Genomic DNA, 21,848 nt, shown 5'->3' on the forward strand with positions numbered 1-21,848 from the left:
ACGAGGGGTGAGGCTGCAAATCAGGGGCGCGCGGCAGCTCCTGCGTCTAGAGTTGCGCCCGATGCCTTAAGGATCTTGTGTTCCGATATTTTGGGGAAATCTGACTGGTCTGAGCAAGCCAGCTAGCGGCCTTTCCACTAGCCAATAGAACACTACACCTATCGCTACCGCACCAACCAGAATCGGAGCTAACAGGTAAGGTTGGCCCGCGATATTCACGCCAATCCGCGCAAGCAAAACCGTGATCGCGAGGATGGCCAGAGAGTGGGTCAGGTAAATTGAATAGGATGAATCCCCTAGCAATTTAAGCAGTCGTAGTCGCGGTCTGATGGTCTTAGATTTTTCCAGGGAAACAAGACCGGTGAGGATGAGAAGTGCGGGGATGCCCCAAATCAAAACTCTGAAGCCCTCAACATTTGGGAGCCAATTTGACGCCACCAAAACCGATGCGCCACTCCAAAGCATAGACCACGCAAGCCAGACCGGGGGAAGGCGATCGCTGATCCACGCCTGCGCGAGCCAAACGCCAGCCAAGAATTCAAGCAGCAATGGCGACGTATCTGTAAGTGCAATCCGGTCGACGAATGGAAAAAGGCGGCCGATGCAGGTCAGGATCACGATGAAGACAGTGAGAGTTGCTAACCTCGTAGAGGCCGATATTATAAGCAACAACCCAACCAGAAGATAGAAAAACATTTCGTAATTCAATGTCCAGCCCTGGATAAGAAGAGGCCAAGCGGCACCGTTCGGGGCGACGTGAGGAATAAAAAGTAGTGACTCCACAACGTGCGGCACCGTCGGATTTTCGCGAGGAAACAGGTTTGGCTTTAGGGAGGCGGCTAATGCGAGAAAAAGAGTTACGACCCAATAGATTGGCACGACCCGCTTGATCCGCTGACCAAAAAAGGCTGCCATTGTCACATTGCGACCAGACGTGATCAGCCACATGACAAAGCCACTTATTACAAAGAAGGCGTCCACCCCGGCGTTCCCGACAGAGAAGCTGACATTCGTCAGCAGTGATCCATGGAAGGCAGCAACTCCTATGGCGGCTATGCCGCGAACATATTGAATGGAGAGGATTTGCGATGGCCTGCCTGTGGCTAGCGACATTAAAGGTCCCCTTCTACCGCCTCGATCGCCGCTCGAATTTCGCCCCATTGGCTTTGCCAACCCGGGAGTTGTTGCTGCCGCGGGATTACCCGTTGACGGCCCCCCGTTGCTGGCTTTGGGGCAGCATCCGTTCCAAAACGTCGTCTTTTCGGATGAAATGGTGCCAGAGAGCAGCCAAGGCGTGACTCCCGGCAAGGATCAAAATCCCGTTGGCACAGAGGCTATGAAGCTCTTGAATAGTTCTCGCGGTATCTCTGTTCGCCTGGAAGGGCGCTGGTATCGTGAACAGGCCAAAGAACCTCAGGGCGTCACCCCTCAGCCAAGTCAGAAGAATGCCTAGACCAGGAATTGCGATCAGCAGCGCGTATAGCGCGAAGTGACCGACCTTAGCCAAGGAGCGCTCTACACTTGTCATGGATGTAGGAAGCGGAGGAGCGCCTCTCCCCAGACGCAACAACAGGCGCCAAACCACCAAAACGGCCGGCAGTAGGCCGAACGAGATGTGAAGCCACCAAACAACGGCTCGATTTGGGTCACCTCGGACGAATAAGGCCTCCGCATAGGTGAGCGCGTAGAGACCCAATACTAAAGCGAACAGCAGCCAATGCAGCGCTTTTTGAGTTGGTGAATAGGCGTCGGCCGGCATCGGGCGCTCCAGTTTATGACCGTCCTAAACCTCCCGCCCAAATTTGGTAAAACGGCGACCCTGGCAACGGCTTTTTTATTACGGATTCGTAATGTTTAAACGCCCTTTCTTCTCCCGGGGAGTCGGCCCGATGGGATAGAGCGGCCCTGCAGCGAATAACCTGATCGGATCAGAATCAGCCTTCAGCATCAGCCATAATCGCGCTGCTGCCGCTTCCATTCCAATGGCAGCCGGCGCATTAACAAACTCCCCGCTGGCGGCTGACGCCCATTGAGGATTGCATCGGCGAGATCAGGTGCGAGCAGCGTCAGTCGAACCTTGTGAATCTTGTCTGAGACGAACGACCTGTCGAGCTTCTCTTCCCGAGTTCGCGGCCACGAACTGACCGGGCGTAGTTGGTCGTGTCCTGTCGATTGACGAGCCAGACGCCTTCATAGTGCCTTAGAACCTTCTGCTCTAAGCGCCTTCGCGCTGGCTACGTCCTACCGGCCTAGCCATAAGGCGTTCAAACTCGACGCGTAGCTCACGCATTCGTTTATTTTGAAAACTCGGCAAATGGCAGTAGTTAGCCGGCTCCGATTGTTGCGAGAGTCCTTGTCAGACAAATGCATGGTATGACGTCACAGACGATCGAATGCGTGCGCTGTCATGGCGAAGGTAAGATTTTTGATTGTAGCAGATGGGAAGTCTCAAACCGCCATTGCCCGCATTTTTTGGCCGATCGAAACGGCAGCCGAGGAGGCGATCCAGTCGAGAAGGGAACGACTGGACTTGATGAGCTTCGGGGACGATCTCGTGCTTGTGACCATAACACTAACCTCAAGTGGGATTTTCTAGCGTGAACAGGTCGGCCTGCTCGTTATAGGCGAAGAGTTCAGCATAGCGCGCCCAACTCGTCACCGCCCGCACAGTCTGGTTGGCGTATTCATCCGACATGTGGTCTTCCAACTCGTCGCGGAAGCGCCGTGCTGGGGCCTTGTGGCCGGCGCGTTCGTCGAGCACGCGGCGGATATGGGCGGCGAGCGGAACGTAAGTGGCAAGCTGCTGGGCAAAGAGCCGCTTGCGCTCGTCGACGTCGCTTTTGGCAAAGCGCTTGCCAGCCGGGGTCAGGTGGATATCGCCCTCGGCCAGTTCGGCAAAGCGCAGGAGCTGCAGGGTTTCGGCGATCGGGAACAGATCGTCGACTTCCAGCTGCAGTCCGGCGGCTAGCGGCGGCAGATCGGCCTGGCCGTTATAGGGCTCGTTGGCCACCGCTTCGATCAACCCGGCCATGAGGTTGGTCGAGACGCGCGGCAGCGTCATAGCAATGCCGGAACCGGGGAAGATACCGTCGCGGGCCGGCGCGCCGTCGCCCTTCTTTGCGGTCATGCGGGTGTAGATATCCTCGACCAGCGCGCGGAAAGCCGGGTCGAGGCGGTTCCGCGGCTGCGGCAGGGAGATCCCTATTTCGCTGATCACCCGTCCGGGATTGGAGGAAAAGATCAGCACCCGATCGCACATCAGCACCGCTTCCTCGATGTTGTGGGTGACCATCAGGATCGCCTCGATCGGCATGCGCCCCTCGCACCACAGATCGAGCAGATCGGTGCGCAGCGTCTCGGCCGTCAGCACGTCCAGCGCCGAGAAAGGCTCATCCATCAACAGAACCTTGGGATGCACGACAAGCGCGCGGGCTAGGCCGACACGTTGGCGCATGCCGCCGGAAAGCTCCTTGGGATAGGCGCTTTCAAAGCCGTCGAGGCCGATGAGGTCGATTGCCGCAAGCGCCCGCTTGCGCCGCTCGGCCGTGGCTACGCCGCGCGCTTCGAGCCCAAGCTCGACATTCTGCAGGACGGTAAGCCAGGGAAACAGCGCAAAGCTCTGGAACACCATGGCGATGCCGTCGGGCGTGCCTTTGACCGGATTTCCCTCAAAGGTGACCGTGCCCTTGCTCGGCGCGATCAGTCCGGCGATCGAGCGCAGCAGCGTCGACTTGCCCGAGCCGGAGCGGCCGAGCAGCCCGACGATCTCGGCCGGTCGAAGGGTCAGCGCGACATCGTCGAGAACGACCAATTGGCCGGCATTGCCCTTGTCATAAGTCTGGCAAACGCCGCGCACGTCGACGAGCGGGCTGGCCTTGGCGGTGACGAATTCGTTCATAATCGGTTTCCCCATGTCGGGTGGCGAAGGTGGATGGTTGATCAGTCGAGGCGCAGGCGACGTTCGGCAAAGACGTAGAGCGGACGCCAGAGCGCCCGGTTGAAGAGGGTAACGAAGAGCGACATGACGGCGATGCCGAGCACGACGCGCGGGAAATCGCCGGCTTCTGTCGCTCTGGCGATGTAGGAGCCGAGCCCGAAGGCCTCCAGCCTGGTGTTGCCCCAGCTTGCCAGCTCGGCAACGATCGAGGCGTTCCACGAGCCGCCCGAGGCGGAGAGAGCGCCGGTGACATAGTAGGGAAATATGCCAGGCAGGATGACGTAGCGCCACCACGACCACGAGCGCAGCTTGAAGACGGCGGCGGCCTCCTTGAGATCGGCGGGAAAGGCGCTTGCTCCGGCAATCACATTGAACAGGATGTACCATTGCGTGCCGAGCACCATCAGCGGCGACAGCCAGATGCTGGGGTTGGCGCCAGTGGCGACGATGGCGATGACGGCGAAGGGAAACATCACATTGGCGGGAAAGGCAGCCAGGAACTGCGCCAGCGGCTGGACCCGTTCGGCGACCGCCGGCCGCAATCCGATCCAGACGCCGATCGGCACCCAGATCAGGCTGGCGACGGCAATCAGCACGATGACGCGGATGAGCGTCACCAGCCCGCCGCCGAACGCCTCGCTGACATCGCTCCAACCGAGCGTCCGATGCATGTATGAGACGGCCGTGAACGCCCCCCAAAGGCCAAGCACGAACACGAAGCCAAGCCACAGGCGATCGATGAGCCGCGACGTCTGCCCACCGGCCGGGACAAGCGACGAGCGCCGGCTGCTCAGACGCAACAGCATCAGCCGCTGCCATACCCAGGCGAACGGAGCAGCCAGAGTCATGACGAGACGGGCGCGGCGGAACACATCGTATGCCCAGGAGCGCGGCTTTTCCTGGCTGGCGGTCTGCTCGAAGCGGAACTTGTCGGCCCAGGCGACGATCGGCCGGAACAGCAGCTGGTCATAGAGCAGGATCAGGACTGCCATTGCCAGAACGGCCCAGCCCAGGGCGCGAAAATCCTGCTTGTCGATGGCCAGGGCCAGCCATGAACCGATGCCCGGGAGCTGAACGGTCGTGTTGCCGACGCTGATCGCCTCCGAGGCGACGACGAAGAACCAACCGCCTGACATCGACATCATGGTGTTCCAGACCAGGCTAGGCGCGGCGAAGGGTGCCTCTAGGCGCCAGAAGCGCTGCCAGGCCGAGAGGCCGAAGCCGCGGCTCACCTCGTCGAGATCGCGCGGCACGGTGCGCAGCGACTGATAGAACGAGAAGGCCATGTTCCAGGCCTGGCTGGTGAAGATGGCGAAGATCGAAGCGCATTCGGCGCCGGGCTGGCTCCCCGGAAAAAGCCCCATGAAAAAGGTCACGGTGAAGGTCAGGAAGCCCAGCACCGGCACCGACTGGAGGATGTCGAGCGCCGGGATGATGATCATCTCGGCGCGGCGGCTCTTGGCGGCGAGCGTCGCCACCGTGAAGGTGAACAGCAACGATGCGATGATCGCCGCGAACATGCGTAGCGTCGTGCGCAGCGCGTATTCCGGCAAGTTGGCGATATCGAGCGTCACTGGCGTCGTCGAAAGCATTTCGGCCGGTGCCCGCATGGGGGTGGCGCCATGCGCCAGGAGCACCATCAGCGCCGCCATGATCGCCAGCGCGACGAGGTCGTAGCTGTTGGGCATGATGCGGTTGCGCGTCAGCTGAGCGGCTTCGCGTTGCGAGGTGCGGTCGTGTGGCAGGAAAATCATGGTGAGGCCTCATTGTCCGAATGAGGGTTTCTGCATGAGAAGCGGCACGCCGAGTGTCGAAACCCAGATCATGACAAGGTCCATCCTGGGGGCCCGCCCCGCCCACGTGTTAATCCAGGCGGTTACAGCGGCATCGATTTGGAACATTGAAAACTCCGTCGCCTTGCGGGCTTGTGGTCGGCGTGCAGCTACCCGCGCACGCCATGGCCAAGCGGGACGACAATGGCGGCGGTGGCAAAGGATGCTCCCAATAGTGCGGGCCGGCTCTGCGAAAAGCGGCCGCACCATTGGCCGACATGCGGAAAGGCGAACAGGAAGCCTTCATCGACCGGTGTGGCAGTCAATGGCCGCCGACATTCTCGGCGAGGTGCTGAACGGGAGGTTCCCCGCAGATCAGGAGGCCCGCTGAGAGTCAGGATCGAGTTTGTTAAACGCGTAATCGCCCGAAAGCTGTTTCGACGAATATCATCCGGGCGAAAATCCGCACACCGAAGCCGATGCGGACGCTTCGACGAAGCCTGTTCGCGATCAGCGACCCCAATAGTCGGGATGCCAGCGATGGTGGAACCAAAATGGCGGGTGCCAATGACGAACTGGGCGAACGAACACAGGATGGTTGGGAACGCAATTCCCCCATCTGTTCATGTGCCAGCCAGGGCCGCATCTCCAACCGACGTTCTCGATGGGGGCCGGTGCGACAGCAGGATTTGCCATTGGCAAAGCATTTGACGCGACGCCCGAAAGCATCAGTGTGGCCGCCGCCATGGCGATAGGTAGAATGTGTCTGATGAGCATTTACTGTATTCTCCAACGCACAGACCTCTTGCGAAAGCCATTCCAGTCGGTGCGACGCGCCAACCCACGCCCCTCTAGCCGGGAGCTAGAGGGGCGTGGAACGACATGAGGAGTTGAGATCATGCCCTCTCGTGATCCCTGGGGGTTGTGGGCGGGGGCTAGGGTCACAAAACGAGAATATTTCAGGCCTCCTGCGCTTTCTATTCACATTGATAGACCAACGATCACTTTGCCTTGATTGGCACTGCCCGGTTCGTAGGCATGGCAATCACTTCGATCCGGGCGCCCTCGCCTCGCGAGACGACTTGCTGGCGTCGAGGACCACGACGGCCCGTATGAACAGGTTCAGGTCGCGGCACAAGACAAGGAGCCTCGCGCTCCAGCCGGCAGCTCTACTGGATGCGGTTCAGATACCCGTAGAGATAGATATTCAAAAGCGTCGCGGCATGATAGGCGGGCCATCCGGTCACCGCCGGAGGGTGGTGTCTCAGTTTGAAATTTTGACGGCTAGGAATCAAAATTATATGCCCCAGGCGGGCGGCTCGAAAGCCAGCAAGAAATACCGATTACGATCAACGCCGCTGCGATAATCTTTCATTTGTCTCGATGGTGAGGCCTCGGTCGTGCCGCTCAACATCATCCTGCTAGCTCTTTCAGCGCTCATCCTTTGGCGGCCGCGGTAAGAAGGCACCAATTCCGTCGCGCGGATGAGAGACGCGAGGGCGGAACCGCAAACAACTGAAGAAACTGTCGACCGAGGCCGTTTGCGGGGTGGGAACTGAATATACTCCTCGTCCACGAGTACGGACAGTCGAAACCATCAGGAGCTCACGGCTAGCCGCCATTGATGTTGATCGTTTGCTCGCTGATGTCGCTGTCATGTGGCTGCATTCTTCTGCAGATTCTCGAAAACAAACCGCTTGCCTTTGCGCACGCTGTCTTCGAGTGGGCTCGCCTTCGCCAGATGCGCCGCAATCGCGCTGGCTAGCATGCAACCCGTCCCGCGCATCGATGTGGCAAGGCGCGGCATGTCGAAGCGGACCGGTGCTTGATCGAAGCGCAACAGAATATCGGTTGATCGAGATCCCGATGCGTGGCCGCCCTTGATCAGCAGGGCCTGCGCTTCGGCGGCCAGCAATCCTTGGCCTTGCCATACTGCGCCGTCCTCATCCACCGCCAGTTCCGCGCCAACAAGGAGCGCCAGTTCGATGAGATTGGGTGTGACGAGACGGCAAAGCGGCATCAGATTGCGCTTCATGACGGCGATGGCGCCTGCTTCCAGCAGAGCCCGGCCTGAAGTGGAGGCCAGTACGGGGTCGAGCACTGCTGGCACGTGCGGATTTTCGCGCAGCACGGCGGCAACGGCAGCGATGATCTCAGCCGTTGCGACCATGCCGATCTTGATGGCCGCCACCTTGTTGGCCTGCAGCGCAGCGCGCATCTGATCGGCCACCAGATCGGGCTGTAAAGGATGGATTGCGGTGACGGCTTCGTGCGTCTGCACTGTTAGCGCTGTAACAGCAAGGCAGGTGCGCACGCCAATGGAAGCGATTGTCTCGATGTCGCGTGCTATTCCGGCTCCGCCGCTGGAGTCCGACCCGCCAACGACGAGCACATACGGTTCTCGCCTCAGCGCCATTGGTCTGTCTTTTCGATCCATTCTCGCGTGCGCGCTTCGGGGTCGTCGTTCAGCGTGATGTCGGTCACCACCGCCGCGCTGTCCGCGCCAGCCGCAAAGACACCGTTGAGCCGGTCCGGGTTGAGGCCACCAATGGCGACCAGGGGAATCGGTGCGACCCGGCGCTTCCACTCGTTGATCCGTTCGACGCCTTGCAGGGCCCATTTCATCTTCTTCAGGATGGTGGGGTAGATGGGGCCGAGCGCGATGTAGTCGGGCGCGGCAGCTATCGCCGTTTCCAGCTCGATATCATCATGTGTGCTCAGTCCGAGCCTCACGCCGGCTACCTGAATCCGCAAACGGTCGGCGGTCTGCAAATCCTCCTGGCCAAGGTGGACGAAGTCGCAGCCTTCCTCGATTGCCAGGCGCCAATGGTCGTTGACGATGAGCTGGCAGTGGTGCTGGGCGCACAAGGCCTTCGCCTTGCGGATCTCCGCGCGCAACCCGGCCTCATCCATGGTCTTTATGCGAAGCTGAACCAGCTTAACGCCAAGCGGCACCAGCCGTTCGATCCAGGCAGCGCTGTCGACGATCAGGTAGAAGGGATCGAGCTTCATGAAAAAACTGCCCTGCCGATCGTCGGTGTCGATGGCACGGCGACGTCGCGCGGTTCGAGCATTCCCGAACTGAAAGCTTCACGACCGGCCTCGACCGCCTTGCCGAAAGCACGCGCCATGCTGACCGGATCAGCTGCCCTGGCGACCGCCGTGTTCAGGAGCACGGCGTCAAAGCCGAGTTCCATGACGGTGGCCGCGTGCGACGGCCGTCCGAGCCCCGCATCAACAATCAGCGGGACGCCAGGGAAATGTCCGCGCATCGAGCGAAGTGCCATGATGTTGACCGGGCCGAGGGCGGAACCGATCGGTGCGCACCACGGCATCAGGACCTTGCAGCCCACCTCCAGCAGCCGCTCGGCGACGACAAGGTCGTCGGTGGTGTAGGGGAATACCGCAAAACCGTCCTCGCACAGGATGCGGGCGGCTTCGACCAGGCCGAACACGTCCGGCTGCAGCGTATCGTGGTTGCCGATCACTTCGAGCTTGATCCAGGTCGTACCGAAGACTTCGCGCGCCATGTTCGCGGTCGTGACCGCTTCCTTGGTGGAGTGGCAGCCGGCAGTGTTGGGCAGGATCCTTGTGCCGAGCGAGCGGATCAACGACCAGAATTTCTCGCCAGCCCTGCCGCCAGCCATTTCACGGCGCAAAGAGACGGTCACCACCGACGTGCCCGAGGCCTTGACCGCATCGGCAAGGATGGCAGGCGAAGGATATTGAGCCGTGCCGAGAAGCAGCCGGGAGGCTAGCGTCGTTCCGAGAAGATCGAACATGCTAGCCTCCCTGCATCGGCGAGAGGATTTCGATTCGGTCGCCGTCGCTAAGCTGGAACTCCGCCCGGTTGGCTTTGTGCACGAGGTCGCTGTTGACGGCCGTTGCTAGCCAATCGCCTTCATAGTCGAGCGCGGTAAGCAGCGCCGCCAGCGATGTGGCGGCTGTCTCAAGCGCTTCGCCGTTGACGATCAGTTTCATGTGCAAACTCCACGGGTTTGTCGTGACTGAAGACAAGCTCGGCCGCCTGGCGCGCCATGGCTGGTGCAAGCAGAAAGCCATGGCGATAAAGCCCGTTGATTGCGATCGTGTTTCCGCTTGCTTCGACACGCGGTAGATTGTCGGGAAAAGCCGGGCGAATACCGACGCCTGTCTCGACGATACCGGCCTCGCCGAAGGCCGGATGGAGTACGCAGGCGGCGCTGAGCAACTCCATCATCGATCGGACCGTGACCGGTTCTGGGGACTGGCTTTCGATCATTGTCGCGCCGACCATGAAACGGTGGTCGGCGCGCGGCACCAGGTAGAGCGGGAAGCGCGGATGCAGCAGCCGGACCGGGCGCGACAGCGAGACTTCAGGCGTGCGCAGGATCAGCATCTCGCCACGAACGCCACGCAGCCCGTCGTCTTCTGCCGCCATACCCGTGCAGTCGATCTGACGATCGAAGCCGGAAATGTGCCGGGCATCGGCGCCGAAGTGGAATTCGACACCCATGGCCACGAGCCTGTCATGAAGTGCCGCCATCGCCTCGCGCGGGTCGAGATGGGCCTCGCCAGGAAACAGCAGTCCGCGCCGGAAGCGGCCGGCGAGGTCGGGTTCCAGGAGCGCAATTTCATACTCATCGACACGCCGATGGCCTGACGTGCGACTGGCGAAGCGGTCGAGCTCGCCCGCGTCGCGCAGCGCGGCCACGACCAGTGTTCCTGCCCGCGTCACCTGGCCCGGCGTCGCGGCATCCCACCAATCGGCTGCATCGCGTCCGAGATCGAGCACCGGCTGCTCGGCGCTTTCACGCTCGCACCATGGCGCCAGCATGCCGCCGGCAAACCACGACGCGTTGCCACCAAGGCTATGCCTTGCCTCGGCAACGGTCACCGCCGCGCCGCGCGTGGCGAGTTCGAAGGCAGCGGTGAGGCCGGCGACGCCGGCCCCTTTGACCAGAACCTTCATGATGGTTCATGCGCCTGTGGCATGAGCGGTGCGCCGCTCTCTTCCGCTGGCACGTAGAGATCGCCGCCCTCGCGGTATTTCGCCGCCATTGCCGCCATGCCCTCTTTCTGTGCCTCGGCGCGGATGTCGTGGGATATTCGCATTGAGCAGAATTTCGGCCCGCACATCGAGCAGAAATGCGCCAGCTTGTGCGCCTCCTTGGGCAGGGTCTTATCGTGGAAGGATCGCGCCGTTTCCGGGTCGAGCGACAGGTTGAACTGGTCCTCCCAGCGAAACTCGAAGCGTGCGCGGGAAAGGGCATCATCCCTGAGTTTCGCCGCCGGATGGCCCTTCGCCAGGTCGGCGGCATGGGCGGCGATCTTGTAGGTGATCACGCCAATCTTGACGTCGTTGCGATCGGGAAGGCCGAGATGCTCCTTCGGCGTGACGTAGCAGAGCATTGCGGTGCCGAACCAGCCGATCATCGCGGCGCCGATGCCTGAGGTGATGTGGTCGTAGCCAGGCGCGATGTCGGTCGTCAACGGCCCCAGCGTATAGAACGGCGCCTCGCCGCAGACGGCCAGCTGCTTGTCCATGTTCTCCTTGATCTTGTGCATCGGCACGTGGCCAGGCCCCTCGATCATCACCTGGCAGTCCTTCGCCCAGGCGATCTGCGTCAGCTCGCCGAGCGTTTCCAGCTCGGCGAATTGCGCCGCGTCATTGGCGTCGGCGATCGAGCCGGGACGAAGGCCGTCGCCGAGCGAGAAGGACACATCATAGGCGCGGCAGATGTCGCAGATCTCGGCGAAATGCTCGTAGAGGAAGCTTTCCCGGTGATGATGCAGGCACCATTTGGCCATGATCGAGCCACCGCGCGAGACGATGCCCGTGACCCGGTCAACGGTCAGCGGGATATAATGCAGCCGCACGCCGGCGTGGATGGTGAAATAGTCGACGCCCTGTTCGGCCTGTTCGATCAGCGTGTCGCGGTAGACCTCCCAGGTCAGATCCTCGGCGATGCCGCCGACCTTTTCGAGCGCCTGGTAAAGCGGCACCGTGCCGATCGGCACCGGTGCATTGCGCACAATCCAGTCACGGATATTGTGGATGTTGCGGCCGGTCGACAGGTCCATCACCGTATCGGCGCCCCAGCGGATCGCCCAGACCATCTTTTCGACCTCTTCGGCCATCGACGAGGTGACGGCGGAGTTACCGATATTGGCATTGATCTTCACCAGGAAATTGCGGCCGATGATCATCGGCTCGCTCTCGGGATGATTGATGTTGGCGGGAATGATCGCCCGCCCGCGTGCCACCTCGTCGCGCACGAATTCCGGCGTGACGAAGTCTGGGATCGCCGCGCCGAAGGCTTCGCCGTCGCGCTCAAGCTTGCCGCGCAGGATCTCGCGGCCAAGGTTCTCGCGGATGGCAACGAACTCCATTTCTGGCGTGATGATGCCGGCGCGCGCATAGGCAAGCTGGGTCACCGCCTTGCCGGCCTTGGCTCTGAGCGGGCGGTTGCGAACGGGAAACTCCGGCGTCAGGCGCTCGCCCGCCGCGAATCCGTTGTCTTGCGGCCGGACATGGCGGCCGTCATAGGCTTCGACATCGCCGCGCGCCATGATCCATTCGTGGCGAAGCCGGGCAAGGCCCTTATCGATGCTGGTTTCGACAGTCGGGTCTGTATAGGGGCCGGACGGATCGTAGACGGTGACGGGCGGTTCGCCGGCTGTCGGATGGACGGAGATTTCGCGCATCGGCACTTTGATGCGCGGATGGAGGAGGCCGGATTTGTGGATCTTGCGTGAGGCGGGCAGTGGTCCCGTCGATACGGTGGGGGTGAGGGCATTCATCTTGAGGCTCCTTTGCTCGTGCATTGGAGACCCAGTTCTGTGCCGGAAGGATGAAAAGACGCTTTGGCCGCCCTGCTTGCGACAGGACCTCGGGCGTGAACTCCCGCAAAGCGCTTGCACCGTCCCTACGCCAGTATGAACTGGATCAGGTTCAACGGGTCACTGCGCCGCGAAAGCCAGCAGTATCTCAGCCCCTTGCCGGGACTCCCCTGGTGAATGCGTCAAATTGAACGGGCTGGCGCCATGTTGTCAAGCGCGTTCGGCCGCGGCGGTGATCGGCGGCCAATCAAACCGAGCGGAGGAGATCGTGTATGCGTCGGGGACAAGTCACGACGATGCAGGGTCTTATTCTCGGCCTTCGCTGCGCGACCGTCAGCGCAACTCTGACGAGGGCACAGGCCGCGCTGTTTCAAATTTCGACCCTCCAGCTCAATGGAGCCGATCAGTCGAGTTTGCGCAGCTGTGCCTCACACGCGCGCAACAACAAACATTGGTGGACCACATCCCATAATCCCACCTGCCGCTCACGAATGTTTGATATGGTGGCCACATTCGGAACACGAACCGACGGAAAAATCGTCCAGTGGCATCAAGCTGGAGGATCACATCCTGTGCGTACCGTTCCGAAATCAATTGCCGCTGTGCTGCTAGGCACGGCCGTTGTCGCCTCTCCCGCTCTGGCCAAGAACGGCAATGGCAATGGAAACGGCCAGTCGGCCGGCAAGAGCGCAAACGCGGCCAGCAATATGTCGGCGAGCGCGAATGACAGTTCGGCGAGCAAGCTGGGCGCCTTGAACGGCTTCATGCATGCTTCGCCGAGCGCCTTGGCACACGCCTCCGCAAAGTCGGAAATCGGCAAGGTTGCCGTCGTCTATGCCGGTCTTCTGCAGAACTATCTGTCGCCGCAGCCGGGCAGCACACCCCCAACGCTGGCTCAGGTAGCAGCCGCCCTGGCTGCCGCGGCGAACAAGCCACCGTCTGCCAACTCCGTCGAGGCGGTGAACACGAAACTGGAGTCGATCAACCCGACACTTGCGCAATTGATCTCGGCTTATTCGGGTGGGCCTTCGGCCCTCGCCGCGGCCATCTACCAAGCTATATAGGTCTGTCTCATTTGGGCGAGAAACGGTCATCATCAGCCCTCTCTTGTGCTGGTGCCGATTTGCCTCGAAGGGGACTGCGTCACGCAGACTGCAGACTATTGTCGTCGCTACAGAGAGATAGCGATCATATAAGTCGCGAACACAAGAAACTCCCATGCTGAAGCCGCCACCTAGTCGCTCGAAGACCACCCTGGAACACGTGCGGAGGCGTCGGGACCGATCCGTTCCTGGTTGTCGGAAAGTGACAGCGGCGCCTACCATGGCCTGCCCTGCACAGGCGCCGGATGGCGATCACTTTCCGTTGAGGTAGCTGTTCTTCCCCGGTTGAACCGGAACGAGCCGAAATCGCGCCGCAAAGCGGCCTTTTTGCGACGTTCTAGTCCGGTCTCCCGGCGGGAGATGTCCTTCTCGTGCTCTTACCTGAATGGTCGATCGTGATGCAGACGGTCTCGAAATACCTCGCCTTCTTCGTCGTTCTCGCCGTCTTCGCGATGGCCTCGACTGCCGGGGCGCTCGCGCAAGGCGAAAAGCGCATCGCCTTCGTGATCGGCAATGCCGGCTATTCGTCGGGCGCGCTCGCGACGCCAGCCAATGATGCCGGCCTGATCGCACAGACATTGCAGGCGGCGGGGTTCGATGTGGTCGGCGCGCGCGACGTTGATCAGGAGTCGCTGCGCGGCGCATACCGTGATTTCCTCGGTAAGGTCTCGGCCGCCGGTCCCGACGCGGTCGTCTTCGTCTACCTCGCCGGCTACGGCGTGCAGTTCGAGGGGGAGAATTATTTCGTGCCGGTCGACGCCCAGATTGCCAATGCGGCTGACGCGGCGATGGCGGCGGTGCGGGTTTCCGACCTCACCAAGCCGCTCGCCGCGCTGCCGACGAAGGTCAACATCGTCGTGCTCGATGCGGCACGGCCCAACTCCTTCGCGCAGTCGAACCAGCCACTCGCCGGCGGCCTCGCGCTGGTCGATCCCGACCCGAACATGCTTATCGCCTTCAACGCCGCGCCGGGCACGGTCGCGCCCGAGGGCAAGGGCCCATACGGCGCCTATGCCCAGGCGCTCGCCGAGATGATCCGCGACGGTGGCTTGCAGCTGGGCGACGTGTTCGACCGGACGCGGCTGCGCGTCAACGACGTCACGCAAGGCGCGGAATTGCCCTGGGACGCTTCCAAGATCACCGCACCCTTCGTCTTCTTCGATCGTGGTCCGGATGCTCCGGCGCCGCAGGTTTCAGCGGCGGCGGTCCGGACGATGCGGACCAGGGAGATCCGCGACTTCGACGCGCGCGACGCTTATGTCGCGGCCCTCGACCGCGATACGCTGCGCGGCTACGAGGATTTCCTCGTCGCCTATCCTCACGACCCGATGGCCAAGCGTGTTCGCGCCATCATCGCGGCGCGGCGCGAGGCGATCACCTGGCGCCAGACCTGGCTGCGCGATACGCCCGAAGCCTACTGGTCCTATCTCGAGCGCTACCCGCACGGCCCCCATGCCTGGGATGCGCGTCGCCGGCTTGAGCATTTCGATGCCGCCCTGGAGCCGCCGCAGGGTTTCACCGTCTATGTCTATGACGTGCCGCCCCCGCCGCCGGAAGAAATTATCTATGTCGACCGGCCCGTGCTCTATTTCGATGACCCCGAGTTCGATTTCGAGCCACCGCCGCCGCCGTCGGTGATCTTCCTGCCGCCGCCGCCGCCGGAGTTCATCGTGCTGCCGCCACCACCGCCGCCGGTCGGAATCTTCCTTCTGCCGACGCCTGTCTTCGTGCCTGTGCCGCTGTGGGTCAATCCGCCTCACGACATTGTGCCGCCGCCGAGCAATGTCATCTTCAACAACATCCACAACACTACGATCATCAACAACACAACGATCAATGAGACCAACAATCAGGGCGGCCTCACCACCGGCCAGAAGCTGACCGGTGTCGCAGTGGGCCTCGGTGCGGCCGCGCTTGCGACCAAGGTCGCGCTGCCGCCCTTCCTGCAGAAGAAGGAAACGACGCTGGCCAAGCAGAGCTCGAGCGGCGTGCCGACGAAGCTCCGCCAAGGTTCGACACCAGGCCGGCAGCCGGGCGGAGCGACGCCGCTGTCGAAGACGCTGCCGGCCGACAAGCTCGCGGCCGGCCATGCCTTGCCCGGAGCCGACGGCAAGACGCTGCCGCTTGTCAATGGCAGGCCACCGGCCCTCAACGGTCAGAACCTGCCCAACGACAAGTCAAGGAAACTATCGCGCAAGCAAGGCGTGACAGGCGGAAACGCTGCGGCGACCGGCAATGCCGGCGGTGCGGTGACGGGCGGGCAGGGCGCAGGCACGACGAACGGGCAGGCCAATGCACAGGGCAAGAATGCCAAGTTCAGCAAGCGCCCAACCGGCAATGATGCGCCGGCCGGGAACGGGCAGAGCCCCCAGCAGAAGTTCAAGACCAACAACCCGTCGGCGCTCGATGGGCTGATCTCGCCCAACGGCAAACTGAAGAAGGTCGCTCGCAAGCAAGATGCTTCAGGTGGAGGTTCAACGAGCGGGCGGGCCAGTGGACAAACCAATGGACCTAGGTTCCACAAGCTGCCGGCCAATGGGTCCAACGGCGGGGCGAGCGTCCAACAGAATTTCAAGAACAGCAGCCTGAATGGCAGTCCGCAGCGCCAGGACAAGCCTAAGATACAGGTTCTGTCCAAGCAGCTGAAACCGGAGTTCCACGCGCAAATCAAGCCCAAGAATCAGGAGCGGCGGCTGGCCACGCCCAAGCCGCAGCAGCCTCAGGATGGTTCGCGCAAGAAGCCGGCTTGTGGCCATCCGGGCGAGCCCGTCTGCATCAAGTAGTAAGCTGAGCCGCCTCCCGCCAAGGCGGGGAGAAGCGCATGACCGCGGCGGATGGGTAAAGTCGGTTCGAGCGGACTGCCGCAACATTGAAGCACGGCCGTTGCGAGCTCTTTCGGCCGCGCTCACAGGTCATCGAACGTGAAGGTTAGCAGTCGAAGACATGCTCGTCGCCATCTGCGACCTAGAAGAAAATCCTTGCTGCGACCCGGTCCGGCGACGAATCCGTCGATCGAGATTCTCATATCAATTGTGCCAAGCTCGGGGATGCCGATCATGACGGCGGCGCCGGCTGCGTCCGAACCTCCTGCAGTGCGTTGTAGATGGCAGCGTCCGCGAGGACAGCGGATCACCGTTGATTACTTCCTCCAGGACGCCGAAGAACACCCAGGCCGCCCCGCTGAGGCATCAATGCGAGGATCCGTGCTTCGGAACGCGCCGGATCGAGCAGGCTGGCGGCACTGCGGCCCAGCTAGGTGTCGCGGGTCGCAACCAGCTCCCCATCTCGGCGACGCCGACGGCTAGAGCGAAAACTGCGCGCCTCAACGTCCGCACGAGACTCAGAGTCATCCAGCCCGCTATGAGCAGGATGACCAGAAGGATCGGCAATGGCTTTGCGGCTGCGCCGAAAGCGCCGAATGGGGCGCCCACGAGGACACCGGGAAAATGTATGACGGCCCAGACAAGGGCCGAGGTGCGCCCCACGATCTTGTCGTCTTGCGCGCGGTCGAAGTCGTCTCCGGGATGACGGATTCACCAGTCAGGGAAATATCGTTCTCCAGCATGTTCAGTCGGCGGACATGATCGTCCGTCTTCGGCAGGAGGCACTTGGAAGCCAACCTGAACTCGTCATGTAACGATCAAAAGATCGTTGCAAGCGGCTGACATCGGAAGCCCGATCAAGGCCTATCGCCACCCACTGTCCATACAGCCCGGGTGGTGCGGCCATTGTCGCCTGTGCTGATCAGCCATACGCCACCGAGGATCATACCACTTCCGACCAGCTGCAGCGCTGAAATGCTTTCGCTGAAGACGAGCCAGCCGGTTGGGAGGATCAGGATGTAGCTGATGGCCGAAAGCGGATAGGCCTTGCTAAGGTCCAACTCGGTCAACACACGCATCCAGATGAAAAAGAGCGCTATCTCAACACCGAGGACGGCGATCATCCATCGCGAGGTCAGCGTATTCTCAAGCCAGATCCAGCCAGAACCGGTCAATCGCTCGGATGTCAGCTTGATGAACAGCTGGGAAAGGGTGCTGAGCACGGGCATTCCCAGCCACAGGAAATGGCCGGCTTTCACGACAACTGTCCCGGAACTTCGTCGATAGACATGAGAGGTGCTACCAGACGCAGCAGGCGCTGAACCACGGGATTTCGATGCTTGAAGAACATCGTGTTGGCGGTGAGCTTGCTGCCTAGCCGCAGCTTGCTATCGTAGGAGGACTGCCCGCTCTGGTAGCGCTTTATACCCTGCTCGATGCAATAGCTGAGATTGTTGAACCAGCTCAGATAGTAGAGATTGTATCTGCGCCCCTGAGCGTCCATGCAGAAGAACTTGTCGATCAGCGCACCGTCTCTCCGTACCAAGAGGTTCGCCGCGAGCAGCGTTTCTCCGACATAGTAGCAGAAGCAGAGCGAGCGGCCGGGCATGTTTTCGAGAACGCCGGCGAAATAGCCGGCCGTCAGCGCCTCGAATTTCCAGTCGCTGCGGTTTCGCGTCCCCTGATAGAGGCACAAGACGCGCGGCAGGAGATCCGTGAGATCGGTGCGCGCCTCAATCCGGATGTACTGGCTGGATTTCAGCTTGCGGCGCATGTCCTTGCGTGTGCCAGCCGAGAGGCGGCCGAGATAGTCGTCTATCGAGCTGAAGTCGACGTCGAGCCAGGCGGTGGGCATGCCCGGTATTGCCGCAAAGCCTTTGTCGTCCAACACACGCCGAAGCTCTTCCCCAAGGGTATTGGGGAAATCCTTCACCCCACGCAATGAGCAGCCCTGCATCCCGGCGAAGCGCTCGAAACCCACGAGCAGTGCCGCCAGAAGTTCCGGCTTGCGCGCCGACGGCACGTCAGGATGGAATCCCGGCACGCAAGTTTCCGTGCATGGCGAGCCCAAACAGGCAAGCTTCAGCGCGAGGAAGCTTGGGAGGTGCCGTCTGATGCGCTGCACGATCCCACGCAGGCGCTGGGAGTCCATTGTGGTTTCCAGTTGATACTCGGTCAGGAATAGTGGGATGGCCGCGACTGCGCGGCCGTCCTCGAACAACGCAAGATAGCGCCAGGTAAACCCTTCCATGCCTGACGTCTCGACGGCCACAAGATAGTCGTAGTCCTCTATCTCGTCCTGGAAACAGGCATTCCAGACAAGCTTGCCGATGTGGCGTATCGAAGTGGCGACGACCACCCGCTGCGATGCGTAGGGCCCGCTCAGCCGGAGCAGATCGGACGCGGGGTCAGTACCTAACTGCAGCATGGCCCGCCTCGAAATAGTCCGCGGTGGTGTCCGCCACCTGGCGATAGTGACGATCGATGTGGATCATGTGGTAGCTGTCGTCGACCCAGCGCAACTCGCTCGGCGCGCCGATATGACGGCTGATGTAGCGCGCATTCCGGGGGGCGCTGAGATCATCTTCCCGGGCGTGCAAGATCAGGGTGGGTGTGCGCATATGCGGGAGCTGTTTTTTCAGCGCGCCGCTCAGGCGATGCATTTCGACCATCCCTTTGCCGGGAAACCTGTCGAGCACACCCTCCGCGCTCATGAGCTCCATCATCTGGCGCCGCCGGGGGTCCTTGATACCGAGGGAAGGCAGTTCGGCGAAGCTCAGACGGTCCAGAAACGGAATCCGCGACAGCGGCCCAATGAAGCGCGCAAGCAGGGAAAGGTAGAACGGCACGTTCCAGCCATCGTAGAGGAAGCATGGCGAGTAGACGGCAACGGCCTTCAACAGACCGGGGTTCCGATGCCCGGCAAGGAGACCCAGCTTGCCGCCAACGCAGATGCCGGCAGCGAACAATGCGCTTGTCTGCTGCGCCAAGCGCTCAGCGGCCTCCGTGGCACTGACCAGCCAGTCTTCCCATGACGTACGTTGCAATGCCGTCATGTCTCTTCCATGACCCGCCAGAAGCGGCGCATAGACCGTATAGCCGCGCCGATTGAGGTGTCGGCCGACGAGGCGCATCTCTGCCGGCGCGCCGCTCATTCCATGGATGAGAAGAATGCCCTTGCCATTCGTACCCTGTGCGAAAAACTCAAGCGGATCGGTGACCTGCATGCTGACTTTCCAATTCACGATTCTCTTTGGCCATGAACCCGAGGGCATGGCATGTGCTGATCACGTGGACGCCCGCTTCGAACTGCTCTTTCTTGATCTGTTCATGGAAGCCGGCCAGCTTCGTCCAGTGGGTGCGCGGTCGATAGTGGTGCTCGGCATGGTAGCCGTTGCCGAACCAGAGCCAGTTGTAGAGCCAGTTGTGGCTGCTTACCCCCCAGGCGATCGGCTTATCGGGATCGCCGTTCAGATGTTCGTAATAGCCGTTCAACGAGGACAGGCAGTTACCGAAATAGTAGAAAGGGGCAAAGAACAGCACGGCGCGCCAGTCGTAGACCAGCACGAGCGCAATCGTTGCGATGAAGGTGTAGAGTTCGAACCGGCCCCAACTGGCATCGAAAGGACGCGTGCGGGCGATGGCCTTGTGTATGTCGCCCAGGTTGTCGCGGAAGAAGCTCAGCAGGGTGTAGCTCCACACATTTTCCGGTCCGCCGTTCTTGCCGTATCTGTAGATGGACAGAAGGTCGATCGTTTCGCCCGTTTCATCGGGCTTGTCGCTGTTACCCGAGTGATGGCGCATATGCACCCAGTGATAATAGGTCTGCGAGAAACCGATCGTGATCGATTCAAGCAAGCTGAAGGCACGATTGAGCCACCGCTTCGTGAAGTATGGCGTGTGGATGAAATTGTGCGAGATGCTGTTGATGTTCCAGGATATGGACACCGCATAGAGGCATCCCAGCGCCGCGGACACCCACAGCGGCCGGCTCGAGAAGCCGACGATGAGATAGGCATTGAACAGCACATGGGCGACGGCGGCCAGGACGGGCGAAATATCCCATTTCGTATGAGCGAAGAGTTTCATAACCCGGTTGCTCCCACACAGAGGACGCCAGCCGTGATCAGGCACGCTCCGGCTGCATGACGCAGACTGACCGCTTCCTTGAAGAAGACCGCTCCGGCCAAGACCATGGTGACGTAGCTCAGGGCCATCAGAGGAAATGCGATGGAAAGCGGCACGTGTTCCAGCACGGCCGTCCAGGCCAGCAGTTCCATCCCCCAGAAGACGATGCCGGCCCACGTCGCCGGCTTGAGGAGCGATTGGACAAGGGTCGAGGCGTTGTTGGTTGCATGCTTGAAACAGACCTCCCGGCCCATCTCCGTGAGAATGCAAAAGAAGATCAGTGCTAGCATCGGCGTGGTCAGGGCGCCCTTCATTGCATGACCTGCGAAAGCGCCGTGAGCAGCTTGTGATTGCCCTCGCTGTTGATGCGCATGGCACTGGTTGGGTCAGGCGATCCGAGAGGCTGATCGAACAGCACTTCGGCTCGCTTCGTAAGGACAGTCCATGGGCTGCCGGCGTAGACGGGACGCGAGTAGTCCCCGATGACATCCGCCCCTATGATGCGATGGGTATCGCCGATCGCCGCAATCATAGACAGGAGATAGGGCAGGCGCATGCTGCCCTGGTCCCAGTTTGTGACGGCATCGTCACGAACGAAAACATCTTTGTCGACCGTCAGATAGACGTTTTTGGTCTTTATCCGCGACAGCAGGTGGGCGATGAAATTATCTTCCCCAAAGGAAGCGATGGTTTTCCATTCTATGCAGCCGGACGCCTGCACGTAGCAGGAACCGGAGCCATAGTCTTTCCTCACCCGGCTCGGCGCGTGGTCATAAGGGTAGAGTTCAAGCGCGCCGGTGCTGAGGAGCGACAGGTTCGCGCCCTTCCATTCCGGCCTCTCCAGGTCGTTGCTGCACGCGCCTACGGTGATCACCTTGTCGACTTGAGCGTTTTGAGCTGCGCGGTTGACCCACGAACCGCAATGCATTCCGTCCGCGAAGCGAACCCAGTCGGGATGATTGTCGAAATGGATTATTGTGACCGGTTTTTCCTCGTCCTGGAGCGCGGTCTCGAGAAGCAATGACGTCGCGTGGTGGAAATCGCCGGATCCGATGAAACATAGCCGCGCGTCCCGTCGCACGCGTGGCATCTGCCTCGTAAGCCGCCCGGCAAACGCCTCGAAGGCCTGCGGCCTGCTCCACAGCCGTATAGCCGGCCCTTCGTCGCTTGCGTGGATTTCATGCGCGCCGGCCATCAGGCAGGAGCGCATGAAATCGGGCTGCAACTCCAGCGCATCATCGAGATGGAGGAGCAGGAGTTGCAT

Annotated in this window: 20 protein-coding genes and 1 riboswitch; of the genes, 2 read left to right on the top strand and 18 right to left on the bottom strand. The window is 61.2% G+C overall.

Features of this window, described 5'->3' with window-relative positions:
• Positions 1–66 precede the first annotated feature (66 nt).
• From ACFX5Q_RS18045 to thiC, 12 genes are all read right to left on the bottom strand, one after another.
• A complete protein-coding gene (locus ACFX5Q_RS18045; protein ID WP_404280186.1) occupies positions 67–1,113 on the bottom strand; it encodes an acyltransferase family protein in 1,047 nt (348 codons plus the stop codon).
• An 85-nt stretch (positions 1,114–1,198) separates the two neighbouring features.
• Entirely contained in the window at positions 1,199–1,759 is a 561-nt protein-coding gene (locus tag ACFX5Q_RS18050) for a cytochrome b (protein ID WP_404280188.1), read from the bottom strand.
• Between the two features lie 819 nt (positions 1,760–2,578).
• On the bottom strand, positions 2,579–3,898 hold the full coding sequence (locus ACFX5Q_RS18055) for an AAA-associated domain-containing protein (protein ID WP_404280190.1): 1,320 nt from the start codon (positions 3,896–3,898) through the stop codon (positions 2,579–2,581).
• A gap of 41 nt (positions 3,899–3,939) precedes the next feature.
• Positions 3,940–5,691, bottom strand: a complete 1,752-nt coding sequence (locus tag ACFX5Q_RS18060; RefSeq protein WP_404280192.1) for an ABC transporter permease — start codon at positions 5,689–5,691, stop codon at positions 3,940–3,942.
• A 188-nt stretch (positions 5,692–5,879) separates the two neighbouring features.
• The gene (locus ACFX5Q_RS18065) at positions 5,880–6,035 is read right to left on the bottom strand and encodes a hypothetical protein (protein ID WP_404280194.1); all 156 of its coding nucleotides are present in this window, start codon (positions 6,033–6,035) and stop codon (positions 5,880–5,882) included.
• A 184-nt stretch (positions 6,036–6,219) separates the two neighbouring features.
• On the bottom strand, positions 6,220–6,486 hold the full coding sequence (locus ACFX5Q_RS18070; protein ID WP_404280197.1) for a GCG_CRPN prefix-to-repeats domain-containing protein: 267 nt from the start codon (positions 6,484–6,486) through the stop codon (positions 6,220–6,222).
• A gap of 877 nt (positions 6,487–7,363) precedes the next feature.
• Positions 7,364–8,125 (bottom strand): hydroxymethylpyrimidine/phosphomethylpyrimidine kinase, encoded by a 762-nt coding sequence (locus ACFX5Q_RS18075; protein ID WP_404280199.1) that lies wholly within the window; start codon positions 8,123–8,125, stop codon positions 7,364–7,366.
• Positions 8,116–8,721: a thiamine phosphate synthase gene (locus ACFX5Q_RS18080; protein ID WP_404280201.1), complete on the bottom strand. Its 606-nt coding sequence runs from the start codon at positions 8,719–8,721 to the stop codon at positions 8,116–8,118. Before ACFX5Q_RS18080 ends, ACFX5Q_RS18075 begins: the two co-directional genes overlap by 10 nt.
• A complete protein-coding gene (locus ACFX5Q_RS18085; protein ID WP_404280203.1) occupies positions 8,718–9,491 on the bottom strand; it encodes a thiazole synthase in 774 nt (257 codons plus the stop codon). Before ACFX5Q_RS18085 ends, ACFX5Q_RS18080 begins: the two co-directional genes overlap by 4 nt.
• A gap of 1 nt (position 9,492) precedes the next feature.
• On the bottom strand, positions 9,493–9,690 hold the full coding sequence (gene thiS / locus ACFX5Q_RS18090) for a sulfur carrier protein ThiS (protein WP_404280205.1): 198 nt from the start codon (positions 9,688–9,690) through the stop codon (positions 9,493–9,495).
• Positions 9,659–10,660: a glycine oxidase ThiO gene (gene thiO / locus ACFX5Q_RS18095; RefSeq protein ID WP_404280207.1), complete on the bottom strand. Its 1,002-nt coding sequence runs from the start codon at positions 10,658–10,660 to the stop codon at positions 9,659–9,661. Before thiO ends, thiS begins: the two co-directional genes overlap by 32 nt.
• Positions 10,657–12,492 (bottom strand): phosphomethylpyrimidine synthase ThiC, encoded by a 1,836-nt coding sequence (gene thiC, locus ACFX5Q_RS18100; protein ID WP_404280209.1) that lies wholly within the window; start codon positions 12,490–12,492, stop codon positions 10,657–10,659. The genes thiO and thiC overlap by 4 nt, the downstream gene beginning before the upstream one ends.
• A gap of 104 nt (positions 12,493–12,596) precedes the next feature.
• A riboswitch (TPP riboswitch) is annotated at positions 12,597–12,713 on the bottom strand.
• A gap of 90 nt (positions 12,714–12,803) precedes the next feature.
• Between thiC and ACFX5Q_RS18105 the strand changes: the two genes are divergently transcribed.
• Together ACFX5Q_RS18105 and ACFX5Q_RS18110 are read left to right on the top strand one after the other, a co-directional pair.
• Positions 12,804–13,595 carry a hypothetical protein gene (locus ACFX5Q_RS18105; protein WP_404280211.1) on the top strand — a complete coding sequence of 264 codons (792 nt, stop codon included), beginning with the start codon at positions 12,804–12,806 and terminating at the stop codon, positions 13,593–13,595.
• Between the two features lie 437 nt (positions 13,596–14,032).
• Entirely contained in the window at positions 14,033–16,417 is a 2,385-nt protein-coding gene (locus ACFX5Q_RS18110; RefSeq protein ID WP_404280268.1) for a caspase domain-containing protein, read from the top strand.
• A gap of 896 nt (positions 16,418–17,313) precedes the next feature.
• Here ACFX5Q_RS18110 and ACFX5Q_RS18115 read toward each other — a convergent pair.
• Genes ACFX5Q_RS18115 through ACFX5Q_RS18140 form a run of 6 tightly spaced genes read right to left on the bottom strand, consistent with a single transcriptional unit; the run spans position 17,314 to position 21,848 of the window.
• Positions 17,314–17,715 carry a transporter gene (locus tag ACFX5Q_RS18115; RefSeq protein ID WP_404280213.1) on the bottom strand — a complete coding sequence of 134 codons (402 nt, stop codon included), beginning with the start codon at positions 17,713–17,715 and terminating at the stop codon, positions 17,314–17,316.
• Positions 17,712–18,884 (bottom strand): GNAT family N-acetyltransferase, encoded by a 1,173-nt coding sequence (locus ACFX5Q_RS18120; protein WP_404280215.1) that lies wholly within the window; start codon positions 18,882–18,884, stop codon positions 17,712–17,714. Before ACFX5Q_RS18120 ends, ACFX5Q_RS18115 begins: the two co-directional genes overlap by 4 nt.
• Complete coding sequence (locus ACFX5Q_RS18125) at positions 18,865–19,683, bottom strand: alpha/beta hydrolase (protein ID WP_404280218.1); 819 nt, start codon at positions 19,681–19,683, stop codon at positions 18,865–18,867. The genes ACFX5Q_RS18120 and ACFX5Q_RS18125 overlap by 20 nt, the downstream gene beginning before the upstream one ends.
• The gene (locus tag ACFX5Q_RS18130) at positions 19,661–20,545 is read right to left on the bottom strand and encodes a fatty acid desaturase family protein (protein WP_404280220.1); all 885 of its coding nucleotides are present in this window, start codon (positions 20,543–20,545) and stop codon (positions 19,661–19,663) included. The genes ACFX5Q_RS18125 and ACFX5Q_RS18130 overlap by 23 nt, the downstream gene beginning before the upstream one ends.
• Positions 20,542–20,898 carry a permease gene (locus tag ACFX5Q_RS18135; protein ID WP_404280222.1) on the bottom strand — a complete coding sequence of 119 codons (357 nt, stop codon included), beginning with the start codon at positions 20,896–20,898 and terminating at the stop codon, positions 20,542–20,544. Before ACFX5Q_RS18135 ends, ACFX5Q_RS18130 begins: the two co-directional genes overlap by 4 nt.
• Positions 20,895–21,848 (bottom strand): arginase family protein, encoded by a 954-nt coding sequence (locus tag ACFX5Q_RS18140; protein WP_404280224.1) that lies wholly within the window; start codon positions 21,846–21,848, stop codon positions 20,895–20,897. The genes ACFX5Q_RS18135 and ACFX5Q_RS18140 overlap by 4 nt, the downstream gene beginning before the upstream one ends.

It is taken from the genome of Mesorhizobium sp. IMUNJ 23033, from assembly GCF_044778005.1.
Lineage (GTDB): Bacteria > Pseudomonadota > Alphaproteobacteria > Rhizobiales > Rhizobiaceae > Mesorhizobium > Mesorhizobium amorphae_A.